The following is a 16,632-nucleotide window of genomic DNA, read 5'->3' on the forward strand; positions in this document are numbered from 1 at the left end:
TAGCCTGCAGGGATGAGCGACACGATCACCCGCGAGCAGTTCACGCCCGAAGCCGGCGGCGTCACGATGTTCACCACCACGTGGTGCGGCTACTGCGCCCGGCTGAAGAACCAGATGTCGAAGGCCGGGGTGCCCTTCACCGAGGTCGACATCGAGCAGACCCCCGGTACCGCCGAGCTCGTCGCCGAGGTCAACGGCGGCAACCAGACCGTGCCGACGCTGGTCTTCCCCGACGGCTCGACGGCGACGAACCCGTCCCTGGCCGAGGTGCAGTCCCGCATCTGAGCGGCGGCCCTCCGCAAAACACCGGTGTTCACGCTCCGAACACGCGCATGACGCGGTTCAGAGTGCGAACACCGGTGTTTTGCTGTCAGCGCCGGACGCGCCGAGCTAGCCGCCGAGCGCCTCGGTCAGCAGCGCAGCCATGGCGTCGAGCTGGATGTCACCGGAGTCGACGACCTCTTCGTCCGAACCGTCGAGCGCGCGGGCGGCCAGGGACGCCTTCGAGTCGATGAGCTCGGCGATCTTGGTGTCGATCGTCTGCGCGGCGATGATGCGCCACGCGGTGACGGGCTCTTCCTGCCCGATGCGGTGCACGCGGTCGATCGCCTGGGTCTGCTCGGCGCTCGTCCACGACAGCTCGGCGAGCACGACGTTCGACGACACCTGCAGGTTCAGACCGACACCGGCCGCGGTCAGCGAGCAGACGATGACGGCGACGTCGGGGTCGTTCACGAACGAGTCGATCTCGGCCGTGCGCTGCGTCGGCGTCTGGTCGCCGCGGATCGTGGCGGTGCGCAGCCCGCGACGGGCGAACACCTCTTCCGCCTGGTCCATCACGTCGAGGTGCTTCGCGAAGAACACGACCTTGCCGACGTTCGAGGCGAGCTGCGCCGCGTAGTCGGCCGCGAGCTGGGCCTTGGCCCGGCCGATGCGGCGGACCATCGAGAACACGTTCTCGCCGGTCGACGAGGCGTCCTGGTCCTCGAGCTCCCAGCGCGCGACCTGTCGGACCAGCTTGTGGTCGATGCCGACGACCGGGTCCTGCCCGGTGCGGGCGTCGAGCGCCTGGTGGTAGCGGCGGACGAGCTTCGCGGTGAGCTCACGCTCGGCGTCACGGATGGAGCGGCCCTCGTCACCGTCGAGCTCGACGGGGATGTCGGCGATCCGGCGTGCCGGGATGTCCGCGGCGACGTCGACCTTGCGGCGTCGGACGATGCCCTGGTCGATGACGGCACGGCGGGCCTCGACGAAGAACCCGGGGTCGGCCGGCGTCAGGCCGATCTCCTCGAGCTCGTTCATGAGCTTCGCGCGCGGCTTCTTGTCGTCGATCCAGCCGAGGTACTCCCAGATGGTGCGGAAGTCCTCGACCGAGTTGATCAGCGGGGTACCGGTCAGCGCCATGAGCAGCGGCGCGGCGGTGCGCTGCCGGATGCGCTCGGCGATCTGCAGCACGAACCGGGCGCGCTGCGAGTCCCTGTTCTTGATGAAGTGCGCCTCGTCGACGACCATCCCCTTGAACCCGAAGTTGCCGAGCCACCCGGCGTGCCGGTCGAGGATCTCGTAGTTCACGATGACGATGTCGGCGAACCCGTCGAGGTCGTTGCCGTCCCCGTGGATCACCGTGGCGCGGTGGTTCGGCACCCAGCGCTCGGCTTCACGCGCCCAGTTCGTCTTGACGACGTTCGGCACGACGACGAGCAGCGGGAACGCGTTCGCGGCGTCGGCGGCGAGCAGCGACTGTGCGGTCTTGCCGAGGCCGGGCTCGTCGGCGAGCAGGAACGTGCGGTGCCCCTGCGACGCGGCGGCGACGAGTTCCGCCTGGTGCTTCATGAGCGTGGTGCCCGAGCGCGAGTGCAGCGTCGTGGGCTCCGGCAGCGGCATCGTCGCCGCTCCCCCGCCCGCGCCGTACTCGAACGACTTGAACAGCGGTCCGAACAGTTCCCAGTTCGCCAGGCGACGCGGGTGCGCGACGGGCTGGTCGGCGAGGGCGAAGTCCGGTGGCATGAAGGGGTTCGCGAGCTGGCGCTGCACGACCGCCTGCGGCACGACGGCCCGCACCGGGGTCTCGACCACCGCGGCGGGCTCGGACGCGATGACGAGGTCCTCCGGCTGCAGTTCCATGCCGCCGGCGATCATCATGTCTCGCTTGACCGCACGCGTCGCCTCGGACACCTGGACCTCTTCGGCGAGGAGCTGGATGACGCTGGTGTCCCGCGCCGCCGTCTTCGCCAGGATCGTGGCCACGCCGTCGAGCCGCTTGAGCTGCTCGGCGCGCTGCGCGTCGGTGAGCTCCGTGTCGGCCTTCACCCGTGCGCGCTCTTCGCGCATGAGCAGGGCGACCGCCTGGAACTTCGTCCGGTTCGATGCCTTGAGCGGTCCGCGCTGCGCCGCGGCCTCGACCTCGCGCACAGCGCGGGCGAGGACGGGGATGACGCCGTCGTTGTCCAGCGGCCTGGTGCGACGTGACGCGGTCCGCGTCCCGCCGGCAGCACGCCGGGTGCCTGATCGAGCCAACGCTCCTCCTGTTCCGCCCACACGTCGGGGCGATCCGCCCGTGGGGCGGGAAGTCCTGCACCGGCGCCTGGCGCGGCTCCGGTTCAGCAGCGGGCCACCGTGGCCCACCGCATCGCCGGTCCCCGCATCGGGACGTCCGGTGGACTCCCGCGAGCCGTTCCACACGAGCACCTGCCGGGAGCAGGTTCGGACGGTCCGCGCCGGGATCCGGCGTCGTCACACGCACGTGATGCCCCCTCGGGGCGGTCACGGCCCGGTCCCCGCGTCGATCAAGTGATCGACGGCTGCGTCCGGAATCGACGCGGCACGCGGGAACGCGGTGCGTGCGCGCTCAGTTTACTCCCGGACCACCGACGGAGGCGACCGGCGCGTTGCCCGCGCGCGTCGCGATGGCGGACGGGAGGCCCGTGGCGGGCCCGACCCGGGCCTCCAGTCCGTCCTTCGGTCGCGTCTCAGACCTGCGGTGCGGACCGCGGGCGGGTCGAACCACCGGTCGGGAGGCTCGGGGCCGCGTCCGCCAGGGCGGCCTGCGTCGCGGCGAGGAGCTGCTGGGCGGTCTGGATCCCGTTGGCGGAACCGGTGGTCGCCTGGCCGCCGGCGTGGGCGAGCAGCTGGGCGCCGATGGCGGGTCCGATGCGGTCGGCCTCGCGCGGGTTGCGCGCGACCCAGTCGCGGGCGATCGCGTCGGCGAGGCGCTCGGCGGCGGCGCCGCGCTCGGCGTCGCCTCGGGACCGGTGCCAGAGCCCGGTGACCACGAGGTGGGCGACGACGGCACCGACGTCACGGACCGGGAAGCCCCAGCCCGCGGTGTCGATGTCGAGCAGGCCGGAGATGCGCCACGGCTCGTCCTCGTCGACGAACACCTGCTCCAGGTGCAGGTCGCCGTGCACGACCTGCTTGGTCGAGCTCGACCAGCCGATGGAGCGGCGGCCGATGGCGTCGTACAGGCGGTCGATCTCCTCGGCGTCGCGCGGAAGAGCCGCGATGAGCGTGCGACGGTGCCAGTCGGCGTGGTCCATCGCGTCGGCGCGGGCCTGCTGGGTCATCGGGACGGTGGCGACCCGACCGCTCAGCGCGGCGAGCGACGCCACGAAACGGGGGTCGTCGGCGATGTCGAGGATGCGGCTGCCGGCGGGCACGCCGCGGATGCGCTCGAGCACGAGCAGGCCGTCGCCACGGCTGGACAGCACACGCGGCACCGGCAGACCGGCCGCGACGAACTGCTCGTGCGACTGCACGATCGGTGCGACCCGGTGCGGACGGACGATCTTCAGGAACAGGGTGCGCTCGGGGGCGTCGACGCGCACGACCGCGCGCTTGCCGGGGCGGTACGCCGCCACGGTGAGCACCGGGTCGGTGACGGGCATGCCGAGCGTTGTCAGCAGCTCGGCGACGGCATCGCGGTAGGTGACCTGCGGCAGCACCGGCAGGCCGGGGTCGTTGGGGTACGCCCACACCGACACCGGGTCGCCCGTCGCCGGGTCGGTGACGATCGCGCTGTTCTGGTCGTGGGTGCCGCCGGTGTCGACGTAGGTCAGGACCGTGGCGCGCTGGCCGTTGCGGTCCACCGTGTCGACCTCGTAGCCGTACAGGTAGCCGTTGCCCGAGGGCTCGACGGAGTGCGCCCGCGCGGCCACCACGGAGGTCCCGGAGCCGGCGAAGGCCTGCGGGATGACGCGCTCATGGTTGGGCCACACGACATCAGTCAACCGTGTCGCGCGGGTTTCGTCGCGTTCGTGCACGGCTCGGCGCGCGGCCGGTGGCTACCGTGGTCGGTGTGAACCCGGTCGCGCGTCTCCGCAGCTCCAGTCGCACGCCGTTCCTGCAGGTCGTGAAGACCGCCGTCGCGGTGGTCGCGGCCGTACTCCTCTGCCGCCTGGTCATCCAGGGGCCGTTCCCCACCTTCGCGGCGATCGCTGCACTGCTCGTGGTGCAGCCGAGCATCAACCAGTCGTTCGTGAAGGGGCTCGAGCGGAGCGCGGGCGTGGTGATCGGCGTCGTGCTGGCCACCGGGTTCCACCTGCTGCTCGGCGACGGCGTGTTCGTCGTGCTGCTCGTGATCGTGCTCGCGATCCTCATCGCGTGGGCGCTCCGGCTCACCCCGACCTCGGCCACCCAGGTGGGGATCAGCGGAATGCTCGTGCTCACCGCCGGGGTCGTGACGCCGAACTACTCCGCCGACCGGATCCTCGAGACCGTGATCGGTGCGATCGTCGCCCTGGTCGTGAACGCGCTCATCGTGCCGCCCGTGCTGCTCGAACCGGCGCACCTCGCCGTCGCCCGGCTCGCCCGCGACACCGCGGTGGCGTTCGAGCGGATCGCGATCGGCCTGACCGAGGGGTGGGACCGCGAGCGCTGGGACGAGGCGCTCGTCGCGGCCCGCGCACTGCGGCAGCAGCACGCCAAGGCCGAGGCGTCCCTGGGGTCGGCGCGTGAGTCCCTGACGATGAACCCGCGCAGTGGCCGGCACCGGACGATCCTCGACCGCGACGTTGTGACCACCGACCACCTGCGCGTCCTGGTGACCCGGGTCACCGGGATGACCCGGGCGATCCGCGACAACACCGCACCGGACCTGCGCGACGACCCGGTGGTGCACGGCATCGCGACCGAGGTGGCACGGATCGGTGCGGACGTCCGGGCGCTGAGCGCTCGGGTGGAATCGACACGGCTCGACCCGGTGGACGGGGTCGGCGGAGCGGACACTGCTGCCTCCGGGCCGGACGTCGGGCCGTGGGCGGAGGCCTCCGAGCCGGCGCTCACCGCGCCGCTCGAGGTGGTCCGGCCGAACTCCCGGCACTGGGTGCTCATCGGGGCGCTGCTCGAGGACATCCGACGGGTGCGTGGCGAGCTGCTCGGCGAGGACGACTAGCGCCGGCACACCGGCACGTTGCGCTTGCGCGCTGCTGGGCGTCGGCGCGCTGCTGGGCGTCAGCGCGCTGCGCAGGCCGCTTCCGACGCCGTCCGCACGACGTCCGACCAGATCACCGCGGTCGGCACGACGTCGGTCGCGGTCGCACCCGGGATGCCGGCGTCGGCGTACCGGCTGATCTCGGCGACGACGGCCTCGGTGCCGACCTCGCGTGCAGCACGGCTCGCCACGTCCGGCACCGCCGTCCGCAGTTCCGCGACCACGCGGTCGCGCGGTGCGTCCTCCAGCTGCGCGAGCGCGCCGATGCCCTTCCACGCGGCGTCCAGTTCGGCGCGCAGGCGCACGATGGCCGGGTGGTCGATCGAGTCGTTCATGATCCCCCAGTGCGGGCGGCGCATCGGGTCGCGCTGTCCGCTGCCGGAGCCTAGCAACGAAGCAAGCGGCACTCACGTCCCTAGAACGTGGGACAGACCGTTCTGCTTTGTCCTGTGACGAGATTCAGCGAGTCGGACCCGCAGAACGGCCGTCCGCGCCGGTTCGATGCCACGATGGGTCCGAGGAGGTCCACTATGCGGCTGTTGGTGGTCGAGGACGACGACGAGATGCGTGCCCTGATGGAACGCGGACTCGCGGCCGAGGGGTACCGGGTCACGGCCGTCGAGAACGGTGTCGAGGCGCTCATCGCCCTCGGCGAGCAGGCGTTCGACCTGGCGGTCGTGGACGTGATGATGCCCGGCATGTCCGGCTTCGAGCTCGCCCGGCGGATCCGTGAGCGCGAGGACCCCGTGCGGATCCTCCTCGTGACCGCGCGCGACGCCGTCGACGACCGCGTGTTCGGGCTCGACGCGGGCGCGGACGACTACCTCACCAAGCCCTTCGCCTTCGCCGAGCTCACCGCTCGGCTGCGTGCGCTCGGCCGTCGTGAGTCCGCCGGGGCACCCCGCACGATCGAGGTCGGGGACGTGTCGATCGACTCCGAGGCCCGCCGCATCTCGATCAAGGGCCAGCGCGTCGCCGTGAGCCCCACCGAGTTCGCCCTGCTCCGACTGCTCGCCCGGTCCGCCGGCAGTGTCGTCGACCGCCCGAAGATCCTCGAAGAGGTCTGGGACGGTTCGCAGCACGTCGACCCGAACGTGGTCGAGCAGTACATCTCGTACCTCCGCAAGAAGCTCACCGCGCACGAGGCCACCGTCGCCATCGCCACGGTCCGCGGTCGCGGGTACCGCCTGGATCTGCTCGGGGCGTGAGCGGGGCCGACGACGCCCCACGATCGGACCGCCGACGCGGCGGTCCGATCCGGCCGCTGCGTCTGCTGTCACTGCGTGCCCGGATCACGATCGGGTCGACGGCGATCGCCGCGATCGTCATCCTGCTGCTCGTCCTGGTGATGCGCTTCCAGGTGGTGAGCGTCGTCGCGAGTGCGACCCGCACCCTGCTCGACGCCGATGCCGACCCGTACGTCGCCACGCTCGAGGTCGACAGCGACCCGGACCTCTCGCCGCCGGGCAACGCGCAGCTCGTCGCCGTCGTGTCCCCGTCCGGCGAGATCGTGCTGTCGACGATGCCCGATCGTGTCGAGCAAGCGCTCGGCAGTCTGCGGTCCACCCCCGCCGGCACCTCGATCATCACGGCATCCGGCTCGGAGTACCGCGTCGTGGTGGAGCACCCCGTCAACGAGGCCGGCCGCTGGACCGTCGTCGCCGCCCGCAACTCGCAGGCCGAGGCCATCGTCGTCGACGACCTCACGACGACGCTGTCGCTGACCGGTCTGGCCATCCTGCTCGCCTTCGGCGTTGCGTCCTGGGTGCTCGCGACCACCGCGCTGCGCCCGGTGAACCGGATGCGCCGCGAGGCCGAACGGCTCTCCGTGGCCCCGGAGCGTGCCGAACTGCCGGTGGGCCCCGCCCAGGACGAGCTGGCGTCCCTGGCGACCACGCTCAACGCCTTCCTCGCCCGGACCAGGCAGGCGACCGAGCGCGAACGCCAGATGGTGTCGGACGCCAGCCACGAGCTCCGGACGCCCCTGGCCATCCTGACGACCCAGCTCGACCTCGCCTCGCTCGACGGCAACGACGCCGCCGCCCTCGCCGCCCACATCGAACGCGCCAAGCACAGCGTCGCGCGGTTGTCACGGCTGGCGAACGACCTGCTCGCCCTGTCGCGGATCGAGGAGTCCGAGCGGCGTGAACAGGACGGCGACCGGCGCCCCGAGACCGCGTGGTCGGACCTCGGCGACGAGGTGATGGCCGCGGTCGACCGCGTCCGGCTCATCGCGTCGGCGAAGGACGTCACCGTCGACTTCGACCTCGAGCCGCCCGTCGCCGTCGGCGGTTCCGGCCCGGGCATCGGTGGCGGCACCGTCGAACCGCGGTACCGGATCGACACCGGCGGGATGGCCCAGCTCGTCACGAACATCGCGGGCAACGCCGTGGCCGCACTCCCCCGCGGCGGCGGCATCTTCGTGTCCTGGCGGAGCACCGGCGGCGAGGGCGTGCTGCAGATCACCGACGACGGCCCCGGCGTGCCCGAGTCCTTCATCCCGGTGGCGTTCGACCGCTTCACGCGTCCGGACGAGGCCCGGACGTCCCGCCCGAACCCGGACCCGTCGACTGGTGCCGGCGCCCTGCCCGGCGGCTCCGGGCTGGGACTCGCGATCGTGCGTGCGGTGGCGGAACGGGCGGGAGGCACGGCGTCGCTCCGCAACGAGCCCGCCGGTGGGCTCGAGGTCACGATCCGCCTGCCCGAGGTGCGCTGAGCACGACCGCTCACCCGGGCGCGCCCGCTCACCCGAGCACGACCGCTCATTGGAAGTCCCGCGAGCGGGTGCGGACGGACAGCGACAGGTGCTCGATGCGGTCCGCCACCAGGTTGACCACCCCGTCGGGCGAGCGCTCGAGGATGCCCCGGACGATCACCGCCGGGGACTCCCGCGCCACCCGGCGGAAGCGCCCCCAGACCCCGACGCTGCAGATGACGTTGACCAGCCCGGTCTCGTCCTCGACGTTCAGGAACGTGATGCCGGAGGCCGTCGCCGGACGCTGCCGGTGCGTCACGATCCCGCCGACCTCGACCCGTCGTCCGGTCTCGGCGGTCGCGGTGTCCTGCACGCTGAGCACCCGGCGGGCTGCGAGCCGGTCGCGCACGTGCCGGACGGGGTGGTCGTCGGTCGTCATGCCCGTCGACCACATGTCGGCGATGAGCACGTCCCCGCTCGTCATCTGCCCGAACAGCGGCGGCTGCACGAACACCTGCGTGTCCGGCAACTGGTCCGGACGCTCGGCGGCCGCCTGGGCAGCCGACCACATCGCACCGCGGCGGTCGATGTCGAACGGGGCGAAGGCGTCGGCGGCGGCGAGGGCCTCGAGCTGCGGCGTGGTGAGCCCGACCCGCCGGGCCAGGTCCGACATGTCGCGGAAGGGACCGTTGGCGTCCCGCTCCGCGACGATCTTCTCGGCGCTCTTCCGGCTGAGCGACGCGACCTCGGCGAGCCCGAGCCGCACGGCGAAGGCCCCGTCGCGTCGGTGGCTCGCGGTGTCGTCGGGGAGTGCCTTGTCGAAGGGCAGCACCGGGGGCTGCTCGGCGGCCAGGCACGCGTCGTCACCGGCAGGGGCGTCCCCGTCCGGCAGCGGTTCGAGCGTGGCGTCGACCCCGGACCGCAGGATGTCCGGTCGCAGTACGCGGACGCCGTGCCGCCGGGCGTCGGCGACCAGGGTCTGCGGTGAGTAGAACCCCATCGGCTGCGCCCGGAGCAGTGCCGCCAGGAACGCCCCCGGGTAGTGCAGCCGCATCCACGCACTCGCGTAGACGATGAGGGCGAAGCTGATCGAGTGGCTCTCCGCGAAGCCGAAGTTCGCGAACGCCTGGATCTTCGCGTAGATCGCGTCGGCGTCGGCCCCGTGGATGCCGTTGTCCGCCATCCCCGTGTAGAGCTTGTCGCGCAGTCGGTCGATCTTCTCGTGCCCGCGCTTCGACCCCATCGCCCGTCGCAGCAGGTCGGCGTCGTCACCGGAGCAGTTGCCGACCGCGATCGCCATCTGCATGAGCTGTTCCTGGAACAGCGGGACCCCGAGGGTGCGTTCGAGCACGGGTTCGAGCGCCGGGTGCATGTAGGTGATCGGTTCCTCGCCCGTGCGCCGGCGGATGTACGGGTGCACCGCGCCGCCCTGGATGGGCCCGGGGCGGACGAGTGCGACCTCGATCACCAGGTCGTAGAACCGCCGCGGGAGCAGTCGGGGCAGGGTGCCCATCTGCGCACGGGACTCCACCTGGAACACCCCGATCGTGTCCGCGCGGCAGAGCTGGTCGTAGACCCCCTGTTCCTCCTTCGGGATGGAGTGCATCTCCCAGCGCTCCCCGCAGTGCTCTGCCGCCAGGTCGAACGAGTACTGCAGGGCCGCGAGCATGCCGAGCCCGAGCATGTCGAACTTCACGAGCCCCATGTAGGCGCAGTCGTCCTTGTCCCACTGCAGCACGGTGCGGCCGTCCATCCGGGCGTGCTCGATCGGCACGACCTCGCCCACCGGGCGGTCGGTCAGCACCATGCCGCCGGAGTGGATGCCGAGGTGCCGCGGGAACCCGAGGACGTCGCTCGCGAGCCCGACGACCGCCGGCGGGATGTCGTGGTCCTGGCTCTCGGTCACCGACCCCCACCGCTCGACCTGCTTCGACCAGGCGTCCTGCTGCCCGGGGCTGTGGCCGAGCGCCTTCGCCATGTCGCGCACCGCGCCCTTGGGGCGGTAGGTGATGACGTTCGCGACCTGGGCGGCGTTGTGCCGGCCGTACTTGGCGTACACGTACTGGATCACCTCTTCGCGGCGGTCCGAGTCGAAGTCGACGTCGATGTCGGGTTCCTCGTCGCGCATCGCCGACAGGAACCGCTCGAACGGCAGCCCGTACCGGATCGAGTCCACCGCGGTGATCTCGAGCAGGTAGCAGACCGCCGAGTTCGCCGCCGAGCCCCGCCCCTGGCAGAGGATGCCCCGACCGCGGGCGTACTGCACCATGTCGCGCACGATCAGGAAGTACCCCGGGAAGTTCTTCTCCTCGATCACGGACAGCTCACGCTCGATGCGCTCCCGCTTGCGGGGGTCGACGCCGTCGGCGCTGCCGGGGTAGAACCGCCGGGCACCCGTCCACGTGAGCTCGCGGAGCCACGACATCGCGGTGTGCCCGTCCGGGACGTCGAGGTCGGGCAGCCCGGGCTGCACGGTCTTCAGCCGGAACCCGAGCTCGTCGGCGAGCTCCACGGTCCGCTCGATCGCGCCGGGGTAGCGCCCGAACCGTCTGGCCATCTCGGCACCGGAGCGCAGGTGGGCGGTGTCGGCGGCCGGCAGCCAGCCGTCGATCTCGTCGAGGCTGCGGCGGGCGCGCACCGCAGCGAGCGCGGTCGCCACCGGGAACCGGTCGGGGGTGGCGTAGTGCACGTTGCCGGTGGCGACCAGGGGCAGCGCGTGCTTCGCGGCGAGGGTGGCCAGGGCGTCGTTGCGGGCGCTGTCGAGCGGGTCGCCGTGGTCGAGCAGCTCCACGACGACGTTGCGGCTGCCGAACCGGTCGAGCAGCACCCGGAGCGCGGTCTCGGCGGCCGACTCGCCACCCTGCTCGAGGGCCTGCCGCACGGAGCCCTTCCGGCAGCCGGTGAGGACCCGCCAGTGCCCGTCGGCCCGCGCGGCGAGGTCGTCGAGGTCGTACTGCGGGCTGCCCTTCTCGGACCCGGCTGCCAGGTGTGCGCTCGTCACCGCGCCGGCGAGCCGGTGGTAGCCGTCCTGGCCGTCGGCGAGCAGGAGCAGGTGCGAGCCCTCGGGGTCGGGCACACCGTTCTGCGGCTCGGTCAGCCCCAGGGACAGCTCGGTGCCGAAGACGGTGCCGACCTGCGGGTACGACTCGGCGACCTCGGCCATCCGGGCAGCCCCGTAGAAGCCGTCGTGGTCGGTGAGCGCGAGGGCGTGCAGTCGGAGCCGAGCGGCTTCTTCGAACAGGTGCTCGGGCTGACTGGCGCCGTCGAGGAAGCTGAAGGCCGAATGTGCGTGCAGTTCGGCGTACGGCACGACGGGCCCGCCGTCGGTGTCGAGCGGCGACGGGACGTACGGCTCGCGCTTCCGCGACCACGCCGGGCTGTCGCCGCCGTCGCCGTCGTGCGCCGTGCCCGGGCTCCGCTTGTCGGACAGCGCGCGCTCGAACTGCGACCACGGGATGGGTGGGTTGCTGTAGCCCATCAGGTCACGCTCCTGTCGGTGGTGGTGGTCGGGGTCACGTCGCGATCGCCTCGGCCCACCAGCGGTGGTCCGCCAGCACCAGGTACCAGGCACGCCCCTCGGCGTCGACGAGCTGCAGCCGGTGCAGGCGTCGGCCGCCGGACTCCCACCACCGGACGACGAGCGGCCACGGACCCGCCCAGGCCGTCACGGCGGAGAACCCGCCGCCCCGGTCGCCCTCGGCGCGGAACCGGTCGGGTGCGCCGGACAGCACGCCGCGCTCATCGACGTCGACGCTCGCACCGCCGACGGCGACGACGTCGACCGGTCGGGGGCGCTCGAGCACGGTGGCGGGGGGCGGGCCGGGCAGCTTGCCGGGCCACGGGCGGTCGCGGACGGTCGCCAGGGCACGCTCACCACCGGCGGGCGCGTCGCCCCACGGCACGAGCACCACGCGCTCGGACAGGGTGCGGCCCCCACCGATGCGCGGACTCACCACGCCGTCGTGGCCGACCATGCCCTGGATCCGGGCGAGGCCGTGGTGCACGCGCTCGTCCGGGCCGGAGCCCCACAGCCCGCGCTCGTGGTTCGCCATGTCGTCGACGGCGACCGGCTCGAGCACGACCGAGGTGACCGGCGCCTCGAGCCCGCTGGGGTCCACCCCGCCGGCGAGCTGCCACCGCACCCGGTCGACCACGTCGGCAGCGTCGAACCAGCGCGGGTGCGCCCAGGTCCGTTCGAGCAGGATGTCGCGCTCGTCGACGATCCCCACACGGATGGTCGTCGCCACGAGTCCCGCGGCCCGGAGTCGCTCGGCGAAGTCGTCGGCGGAACGCCGGAACGCGAACGCGATCTGGTCGGCACGGTCCAGCGGGGGTTCGAACGACGCCTCGACCCGGAGTTCCGGCGGGATCTCCCGCGCCGCGATCTCGCGGGGGTCACGGCCACCGGCCAACCGGTGCAGGAACGCCCCGGCCACGCCGAAGCGGTCCCGCACCTGCTCGTCGCCGAGTGCCGCGAAGTCGCCGAGCGTGGTGATGCCGAGCCGGTCGAGCACCGTCGTGAGGTCGGGGTCGCCGAGCACACCGAGCGGCAGGTGCGCGAGGAAGTCCGCCGATCCCCCGACGGGCACGAGCCGCACCCGTTCGCCGGGACGCACCGGACGGGCCCGGGCGGCCTGGTCCGCCGCGAACGGGGTGTCGGCCACCCCGGCCCGCACCGCGGGGGCGCCGTGGTCGGCGGCGATGCCGGCGAGGGTCGCCGCCGCCGCGCGCTCACCGCCGTAGTACCGGGCCGGCCCGCGGGCGCGGAGCGCGAGGGTGCCCGGCCGCAGCACCTCGACCCCGGGGACCGCCGCCTCGACCGCACGGATGACGGGCTCGAACGCGCGGTGGTCGAGGGCGTCGTCGTAGGGCTGCACGAGGAGCTCGGGGCACCGCGCCTGCGCCTCACGCACGCGGAGCCCCCGCACGACACCCTGCTCACGCGCGGACGCAGAGCTCGCGAACACGAGCCCCTTCGCGGTCAGGGCGAGGGGCTGCTCCGGCGGGGTGCCACCGGCCCGAGCCGCCGCGATGACCGGCCAGTCCGGGCACCAGAGCACGATCGTCCGGGTCGGGGGTGGTTCGGGCAGCGCCGCTCCCCGCGTGATCGCGTCGGTCCGGACGCGCCCGGAGGCGATCACGACGCCACCGCCACGGGCCGCAGCACGCGGGTGTCCCCGGAGCCCACCGTCGGCACCGGTGTGGCGGCCCGGACCGCACCGTCGGCCGCGGGCAGGAGCAGCTCGGCGGTCGCCGGACGCACCGCGCCGGCACGCCCGGTCGCGGTCACGGTGGCCCGGCGCTCCGTCAGGTGGCCGTGGCCCTGACCGATGCCGCTCCACGTCGAGGACGTGACCCGCAGCGTGACGTCCGCCCCGGGCCAGGAGCCGAGCGCGACGAGTGCTCCACCGCGCTGTCGCAGCCGGGCCGACAGCCGTGCCACGTCGCCCGGCACGACCCGGCCGAGCGGTCGGGTGAGGACGATCTGGGCGACGTCGGCCATCGCCGCCGTCACGGCGAGCCACTGGTCACCCGGATCGGGGACGAGCACGAGCCGTTCGAGGTCGATCCCCGCGGCGGCGGCGGCTTCGATCCCGAAGGACGGCACCCCGACGACCGCACACCACGCCCCGGCCGCCGAGGCCGCCTGCAGCATGGTGATCGCGAGCAGCACCGACTCGGGGACGGCGTAGGTGCCACCGACCCGGATCGCGCCGCCGGGCAGCAGGGGTTCGAGTGCCGAAGCGGTGGGGAGCCCGGCGGTGTCGACCCGGGTGGACTCCATGTCGGCCACCCGGGACCGCAGGGACGTGATGCGGTCGAGCGCAGCCCGGGCATCGCTCAGGTGGTCCGGCCCACGGCGCGCACCACCACCGCCCGCACCGCTGCCGCCGCGTGCAGCACCGCTCCGCCCGCCCCGGTCCGGGGTGGGCGACCGGAGTGCCGCCGCCGTCTGCATGCCCTCATATTCGAACATGTGTTCGATGATGTCAATCGCGTCCGACATCCGTGGACAGTCCTGATCGAACACGTGTTCGGATCAGGGCAGCAGCTCACCAGCTGGCGACCGCCCCGACCCCGCCGAGCACCGACCGCGTCTTGGTCTCGACCTCGTCCGCCTCGTCCGCGGGCACCGACGACCAGGTCACCGCTCCCCCGGCTCCGAGGGTCCGGGAACGCACCGCCCCCGACTCGTCGAGCACGGTCACGAGGCTACGGATCGCCACCGACAGGTCGACCGCCCCGCTCGCCGAGAAGTACCCGATCGCCCCGGAGTACACCCCGCGCGGGGCCCCCTCGAGCCGGTCCGCGATCGCCGTGGCACTGCTCTTCGGCGCTCCGGTCATCGACCCCGGCGGGAACGCCGCGTGCACCACGTCGGCCCGCGACGTCCCCGGCGGCAGCACCGCCCCGATCGTCGAGACCAGCTGGTGCACGCTGGCGTACGTCTCGACGGCACACAGCCGCTCGACGTGCACCGACCCGGGCACCGCGGTCCGCAGCAGGTCGTTCCGCAGCAGGTCGACGATCATCACGTTCTCGGCGCGGTCCTTCGGGCTCGCCGCCAGGTCGTCCCGCGCAGCCGCGTCCGCCACCGCGTCGGCGAGCCGCCGCCGCGTGCCCTTGATCGGCTCCGCGAGCACCGCTCCGGCCGCGTCGATCCGCAGGAACCGCTCCGGTGACCGGCTCGCCACGCGCAGCGGGCCGAGCCGCAGGAACGCGCCGAACGGCACCGGGTCGGCCGCCCGCATCCGCAGGTACTCGCCCAGGTGCGGGTCCGTACCGGGGCCGCCACGGGCCTCCAGTCCGACCGCGAAGGCGGTGGTGAGGCAGACCTGGAACGCGTTCCCCTCGCGGATCTCCGCGCGGCACGCGTCGACCGCCCGCTCGTAGGCGGCGCGCGTGACGCGTCCGGTCGCCGTGGACACCCCGGCCGGGAGGCCCGTGGCCGCGTCCACGACGCCGGCCGACATCGCGGGGGTGGGCACCTCCTCGAGCCACGCGCGGTTCCGCGCGCTGGCCGCCGGTTCCGCGTCGGCGACGAGCGCGAGCGCCCAGGCGCCACCGGTGTGGTCGACGACGACGGCTCGGTCGACGAACCGCAGGTCGGCGTCGGCGTGCCCGTCGGCGGTGCGGTCCGGACCGCCGGACTCGCGGCCGAGCTCGTAGCCGAGGAACCCGACCCAGCCCAGCGCGAACCCGCACCCGACGACCGGCTCGGGCAGGCGGGGCGTGCGTCGGAGCAGGTCCGCCAGCACCGCGAAGGCCGGACGCTCCTCGGATCGGGCGGGCCCGAACCACCCCTCGACGGGCGCGGCGACCGTCAGGTGCGCGCGACGGTCCTGGTGCCGGAACCGGGCGGCGAACGGCCCGTCCGTCCACGCCAGCACGGACCACCGTGCCCGGGGCCGAGCCGTGGCGGGAGCACCGTCCGGCAGGCCGGAGTCGAGCCACACCAGGTCCCCGGCGACCTGCGCCGCCAGGGCCGCGAGGTCGGGGACCGGGTCGAGTCGGCGGACCTCGACGCGGACGCCGGGGTCGGGGGTGCTCAGATCGTGGCGATCGTCCATGCGGCGGCGTGCGAGGCACCGGGCGCGAGCACCACGAGGCCGCGGTCCTCGCCGTCGTTGAAGGCGTCGGGGGCGCACGTCATCGGCTCGACGGCGAGACCGGCGCGGTGGTACTCGGGGACGACGTGGTCGGCGGTGTGCACCTGCGCCCAGCCGCACTCCGGCCCGAAGGTCGCACGGACCCCGCGACCGTCCGCCGCCGTGACCGCGATGGTGGCGAGGCCGGCGGTGTCGCGGTCGAAGCCGGTGAAGGCGTGGTCGATGAACCGGTCGCCGATCAGCGTGGGCGTGCGCAGGTCGAACTCGTCGTGCACGGGGACCAGATCGGTCGGGACGAGCCGGTCCGGCGTCACCTCGAGCACCTGGGCGGCGGGGAGCGTCAGGGTCCAGTCGTCGACGGTGCCGGCACCCGCGACGAGGTACGGGTGCGGGCCGGTCCCCCACGGTGCGTCCTCGGACCCGGTGTTCGTCCCGGTGATCGTCGTGTGCAGCCCCTCGGCATCGAGCCGGTACTCCACGGTGACCTCGACGCGGTACGGGTAGCCCTGCTGTGCCTGGACGGTCGTGGCGAGCACCACGCGGTCGTCCGCCTGCTCCTGCACGCGGAAGTCCGTCCACGCGACGAGTCCGTGCAGGGCGTGGTGGCGTGCGGGCTCGGTGAGGGCGAGCTCGTGGTCGACGCCGCCGAAGGAGTACTCGCCGTCGACGATCCGGTTCGGCCACGGGGCCAGGACGGCACCGCGGAAGACCGGACGGACCTCGTCGGCGTCGAACGGGACGACCAGGTCTCGGCCCTCGTGCCGCAGGGTCCGCAGTGTCGCTCCGACGGTGGCGATGTCGGCCGTGTACCCGGCGGAGGCGATCGTCAGCGGGGACCCGGACAGCGGCGCGTCGTTGCTCATGCGCTCAGCGTATCGGGCCACCGAGTCCCGCCGGGC

At 73.3% G+C, this 16,632-nt stretch carries 12 protein-coding genes; 4 read left to right on the top strand and 8 right to left on the bottom strand.

Going from position 1 to position 16,632, the window contains the following annotated elements:
* The first annotated feature begins 12 nt into the window (after positions 1-12).
* On the top strand, positions 13-285 hold the full coding sequence (locus DEJ09_RS02710) for a mycoredoxin (RefSeq protein ID WP_071405571.1): 273 nt from the start codon (positions 13-15) through the stop codon (positions 283-285).
* Positions 286-390: 105 nt separating this feature from the next.
* Here DEJ09_RS02710 and DEJ09_RS02715 read toward each other — a convergent pair whose 3' ends face one another.
* Together DEJ09_RS02715 and DEJ09_RS02720 are read right to left on the bottom strand one after the other, a co-directional pair.
* Positions 391-2,517, bottom strand: a complete 2,127-nt coding sequence (locus DEJ09_RS02715; protein ID WP_181433242.1) for a DEAD/DEAH box helicase — start codon at positions 2,515-2,517, stop codon at positions 391-393.
* Between the two features lie 452 nt (positions 2,518-2,969).
* The gene (locus tag DEJ09_RS02720) at positions 2,970-4,214 is read right to left on the bottom strand and encodes a phosphotransferase enzyme family protein (RefSeq protein ID WP_071405569.1); all 1,245 of its coding nucleotides are present in this window, start codon (positions 4,212-4,214) and stop codon (positions 2,970-2,972) included.
* An 80-nt stretch (positions 4,215-4,294) separates the two neighbouring features.
* On the opposite strand from DEJ09_RS02720, the gene DEJ09_RS02725 reads away from it, so the two are divergent.
* Complete coding sequence (locus tag DEJ09_RS02725) at positions 4,295-5,389, top strand: aromatic acid exporter family protein (protein WP_111087568.1); 1,095 nt, start codon at positions 4,295-4,297, stop codon at positions 5,387-5,389.
* Positions 5,390-5,448: 59 nt separating this feature from the next.
* On the opposite strand, the gene DEJ09_RS02730 is transcribed toward DEJ09_RS02725, so the two are convergent.
* Positions 5,449-5,763, bottom strand: a complete 315-nt coding sequence (locus DEJ09_RS02730; RefSeq protein WP_110864838.1) for a hypothetical protein — start codon at positions 5,761-5,763, stop codon at positions 5,449-5,451.
* Between the two features lie 195 nt (positions 5,764-5,958).
* Here DEJ09_RS02730 and DEJ09_RS02735 point away from each other — a divergent pair, with 195 nt between their 5' ends.
* On the top strand, positions 5,959-6,636 hold the full coding sequence (locus DEJ09_RS02735) for a response regulator transcription factor (RefSeq protein ID WP_017885962.1): 678 nt from the start codon (positions 5,959-5,961) through the stop codon (positions 6,634-6,636).
* Positions 6,633-8,144 carry a cell wall metabolism sensor histidine kinase WalK gene (locus DEJ09_RS02740; RefSeq protein WP_111087569.1) on the top strand — a complete coding sequence of 504 codons (1,512 nt, stop codon included), beginning with the start codon at positions 6,633-6,635 and terminating at the stop codon, positions 8,142-8,144. The genes DEJ09_RS02735 and DEJ09_RS02740 overlap by 4 nt, the downstream gene beginning before the upstream one ends.
* 46 nt (positions 8,145-8,190) lie before the next feature.
* On the opposite strand, the gene DEJ09_RS02745 is transcribed toward DEJ09_RS02740, so the two are convergent.
* From DEJ09_RS02745 to DEJ09_RS02765, 5 genes are read right to left on the bottom strand one after another with little or no spacing between them, the layout of a single operon-like run.
* The gene (locus DEJ09_RS02745) at positions 8,191-11,601 is read right to left on the bottom strand and encodes an error-prone DNA polymerase (protein WP_071405567.1); all 3,411 of its coding nucleotides are present in this window, start codon (positions 11,599-11,601) and stop codon (positions 8,191-8,193) included.
* Between the two features lie 34 nt (positions 11,602-11,635).
* Positions 11,636-13,264 (bottom strand): DNA polymerase Y family protein, encoded by a 1,629-nt coding sequence (locus tag DEJ09_RS02750; RefSeq protein ID WP_084741164.1) that lies wholly within the window; start codon positions 13,262-13,264, stop codon positions 11,636-11,638.
* Positions 13,261-14,130 (bottom strand): hypothetical protein, encoded by an 870-nt coding sequence (locus tag DEJ09_RS02755; RefSeq protein ID WP_181433243.1) that lies wholly within the window; start codon positions 14,128-14,130, stop codon positions 13,261-13,263. The genes DEJ09_RS02750 and DEJ09_RS02755 overlap by 4 nt, the downstream gene beginning before the upstream one ends.
* A gap of 46 nt (positions 14,131-14,176) precedes the next feature.
* Positions 14,177-15,694, bottom strand: a complete 1,518-nt coding sequence (locus DEJ09_RS02760; protein ID WP_111087570.1) for an anthranilate synthase component I family protein — start codon at positions 15,692-15,694, stop codon at positions 14,177-14,179.
* Complete coding sequence (locus DEJ09_RS02765; RefSeq protein WP_181433244.1) at positions 15,673-16,596, bottom strand: aldose 1-epimerase family protein; 924 nt, start codon at positions 16,594-16,596, stop codon at positions 15,673-15,675. The genes DEJ09_RS02760 and DEJ09_RS02765 overlap by 22 nt, the downstream gene beginning before the upstream one ends.
* Between the last annotated feature and the right edge of the window lie 36 nt (positions 16,597-16,632).

Origin of the sequence: Curtobacterium sp. MCLR17_055 (genome assembly GCF_003234305.1) — a bacterium.
GTDB classification, from domain to species: domain Bacteria; phylum Actinomycetota; class Actinomycetes; order Actinomycetales; family Microbacteriaceae; genus Curtobacterium; species Curtobacterium flaccumfaciens.

Excerpts from the sequence above, each read along its gene's own strand:
- DEJ09_RS02765 (WP_181433244.1), bottom strand. The coding sequence starts at position 16,596 with ATGAGCAACGACGCGCCGCTGTCCGGGTCCCCGCTGACGATCGCCTCC.
- DEJ09_RS02745 (WP_071405567.1), bottom strand. The coding sequence starts at position 11,601 with ATGGGCTACAGCAACCCACCCATCCCGTGGTCGCAGTTCGAGCGCGCG.
- DEJ09_RS02760 (WP_111087570.1), bottom strand. The coding sequence starts at position 15,694 with ATGGACGATCGCCACGATCTGAGCACCCCCGACCCCGGCGTCCGCGTC.
- DEJ09_RS02710 (WP_071405571.1), top strand. The coding sequence starts at position 13 with ATGAGCGACACGATCACCCGCGAGCAGTTCACGCCCGAAGCCGGCGGC.
- DEJ09_RS02735 (WP_017885962.1), top strand. The coding sequence starts at position 5,959 with ATGCGGCTGTTGGTGGTCGAGGACGACGACGAGATGCGTGCCCTGATG.
- DEJ09_RS02730 (WP_110864838.1), bottom strand. The coding sequence starts at position 5,763 with ATGAACGACTCGATCGACCACCCGGCCATCGTGCGCCTGCGCGCCGAA.
- DEJ09_RS02755 (WP_181433243.1), bottom strand. The coding sequence starts at position 14,130 with ATGTCGGACGCGATTGACATCATCGAACACATGTTCGAATATGAGGGC.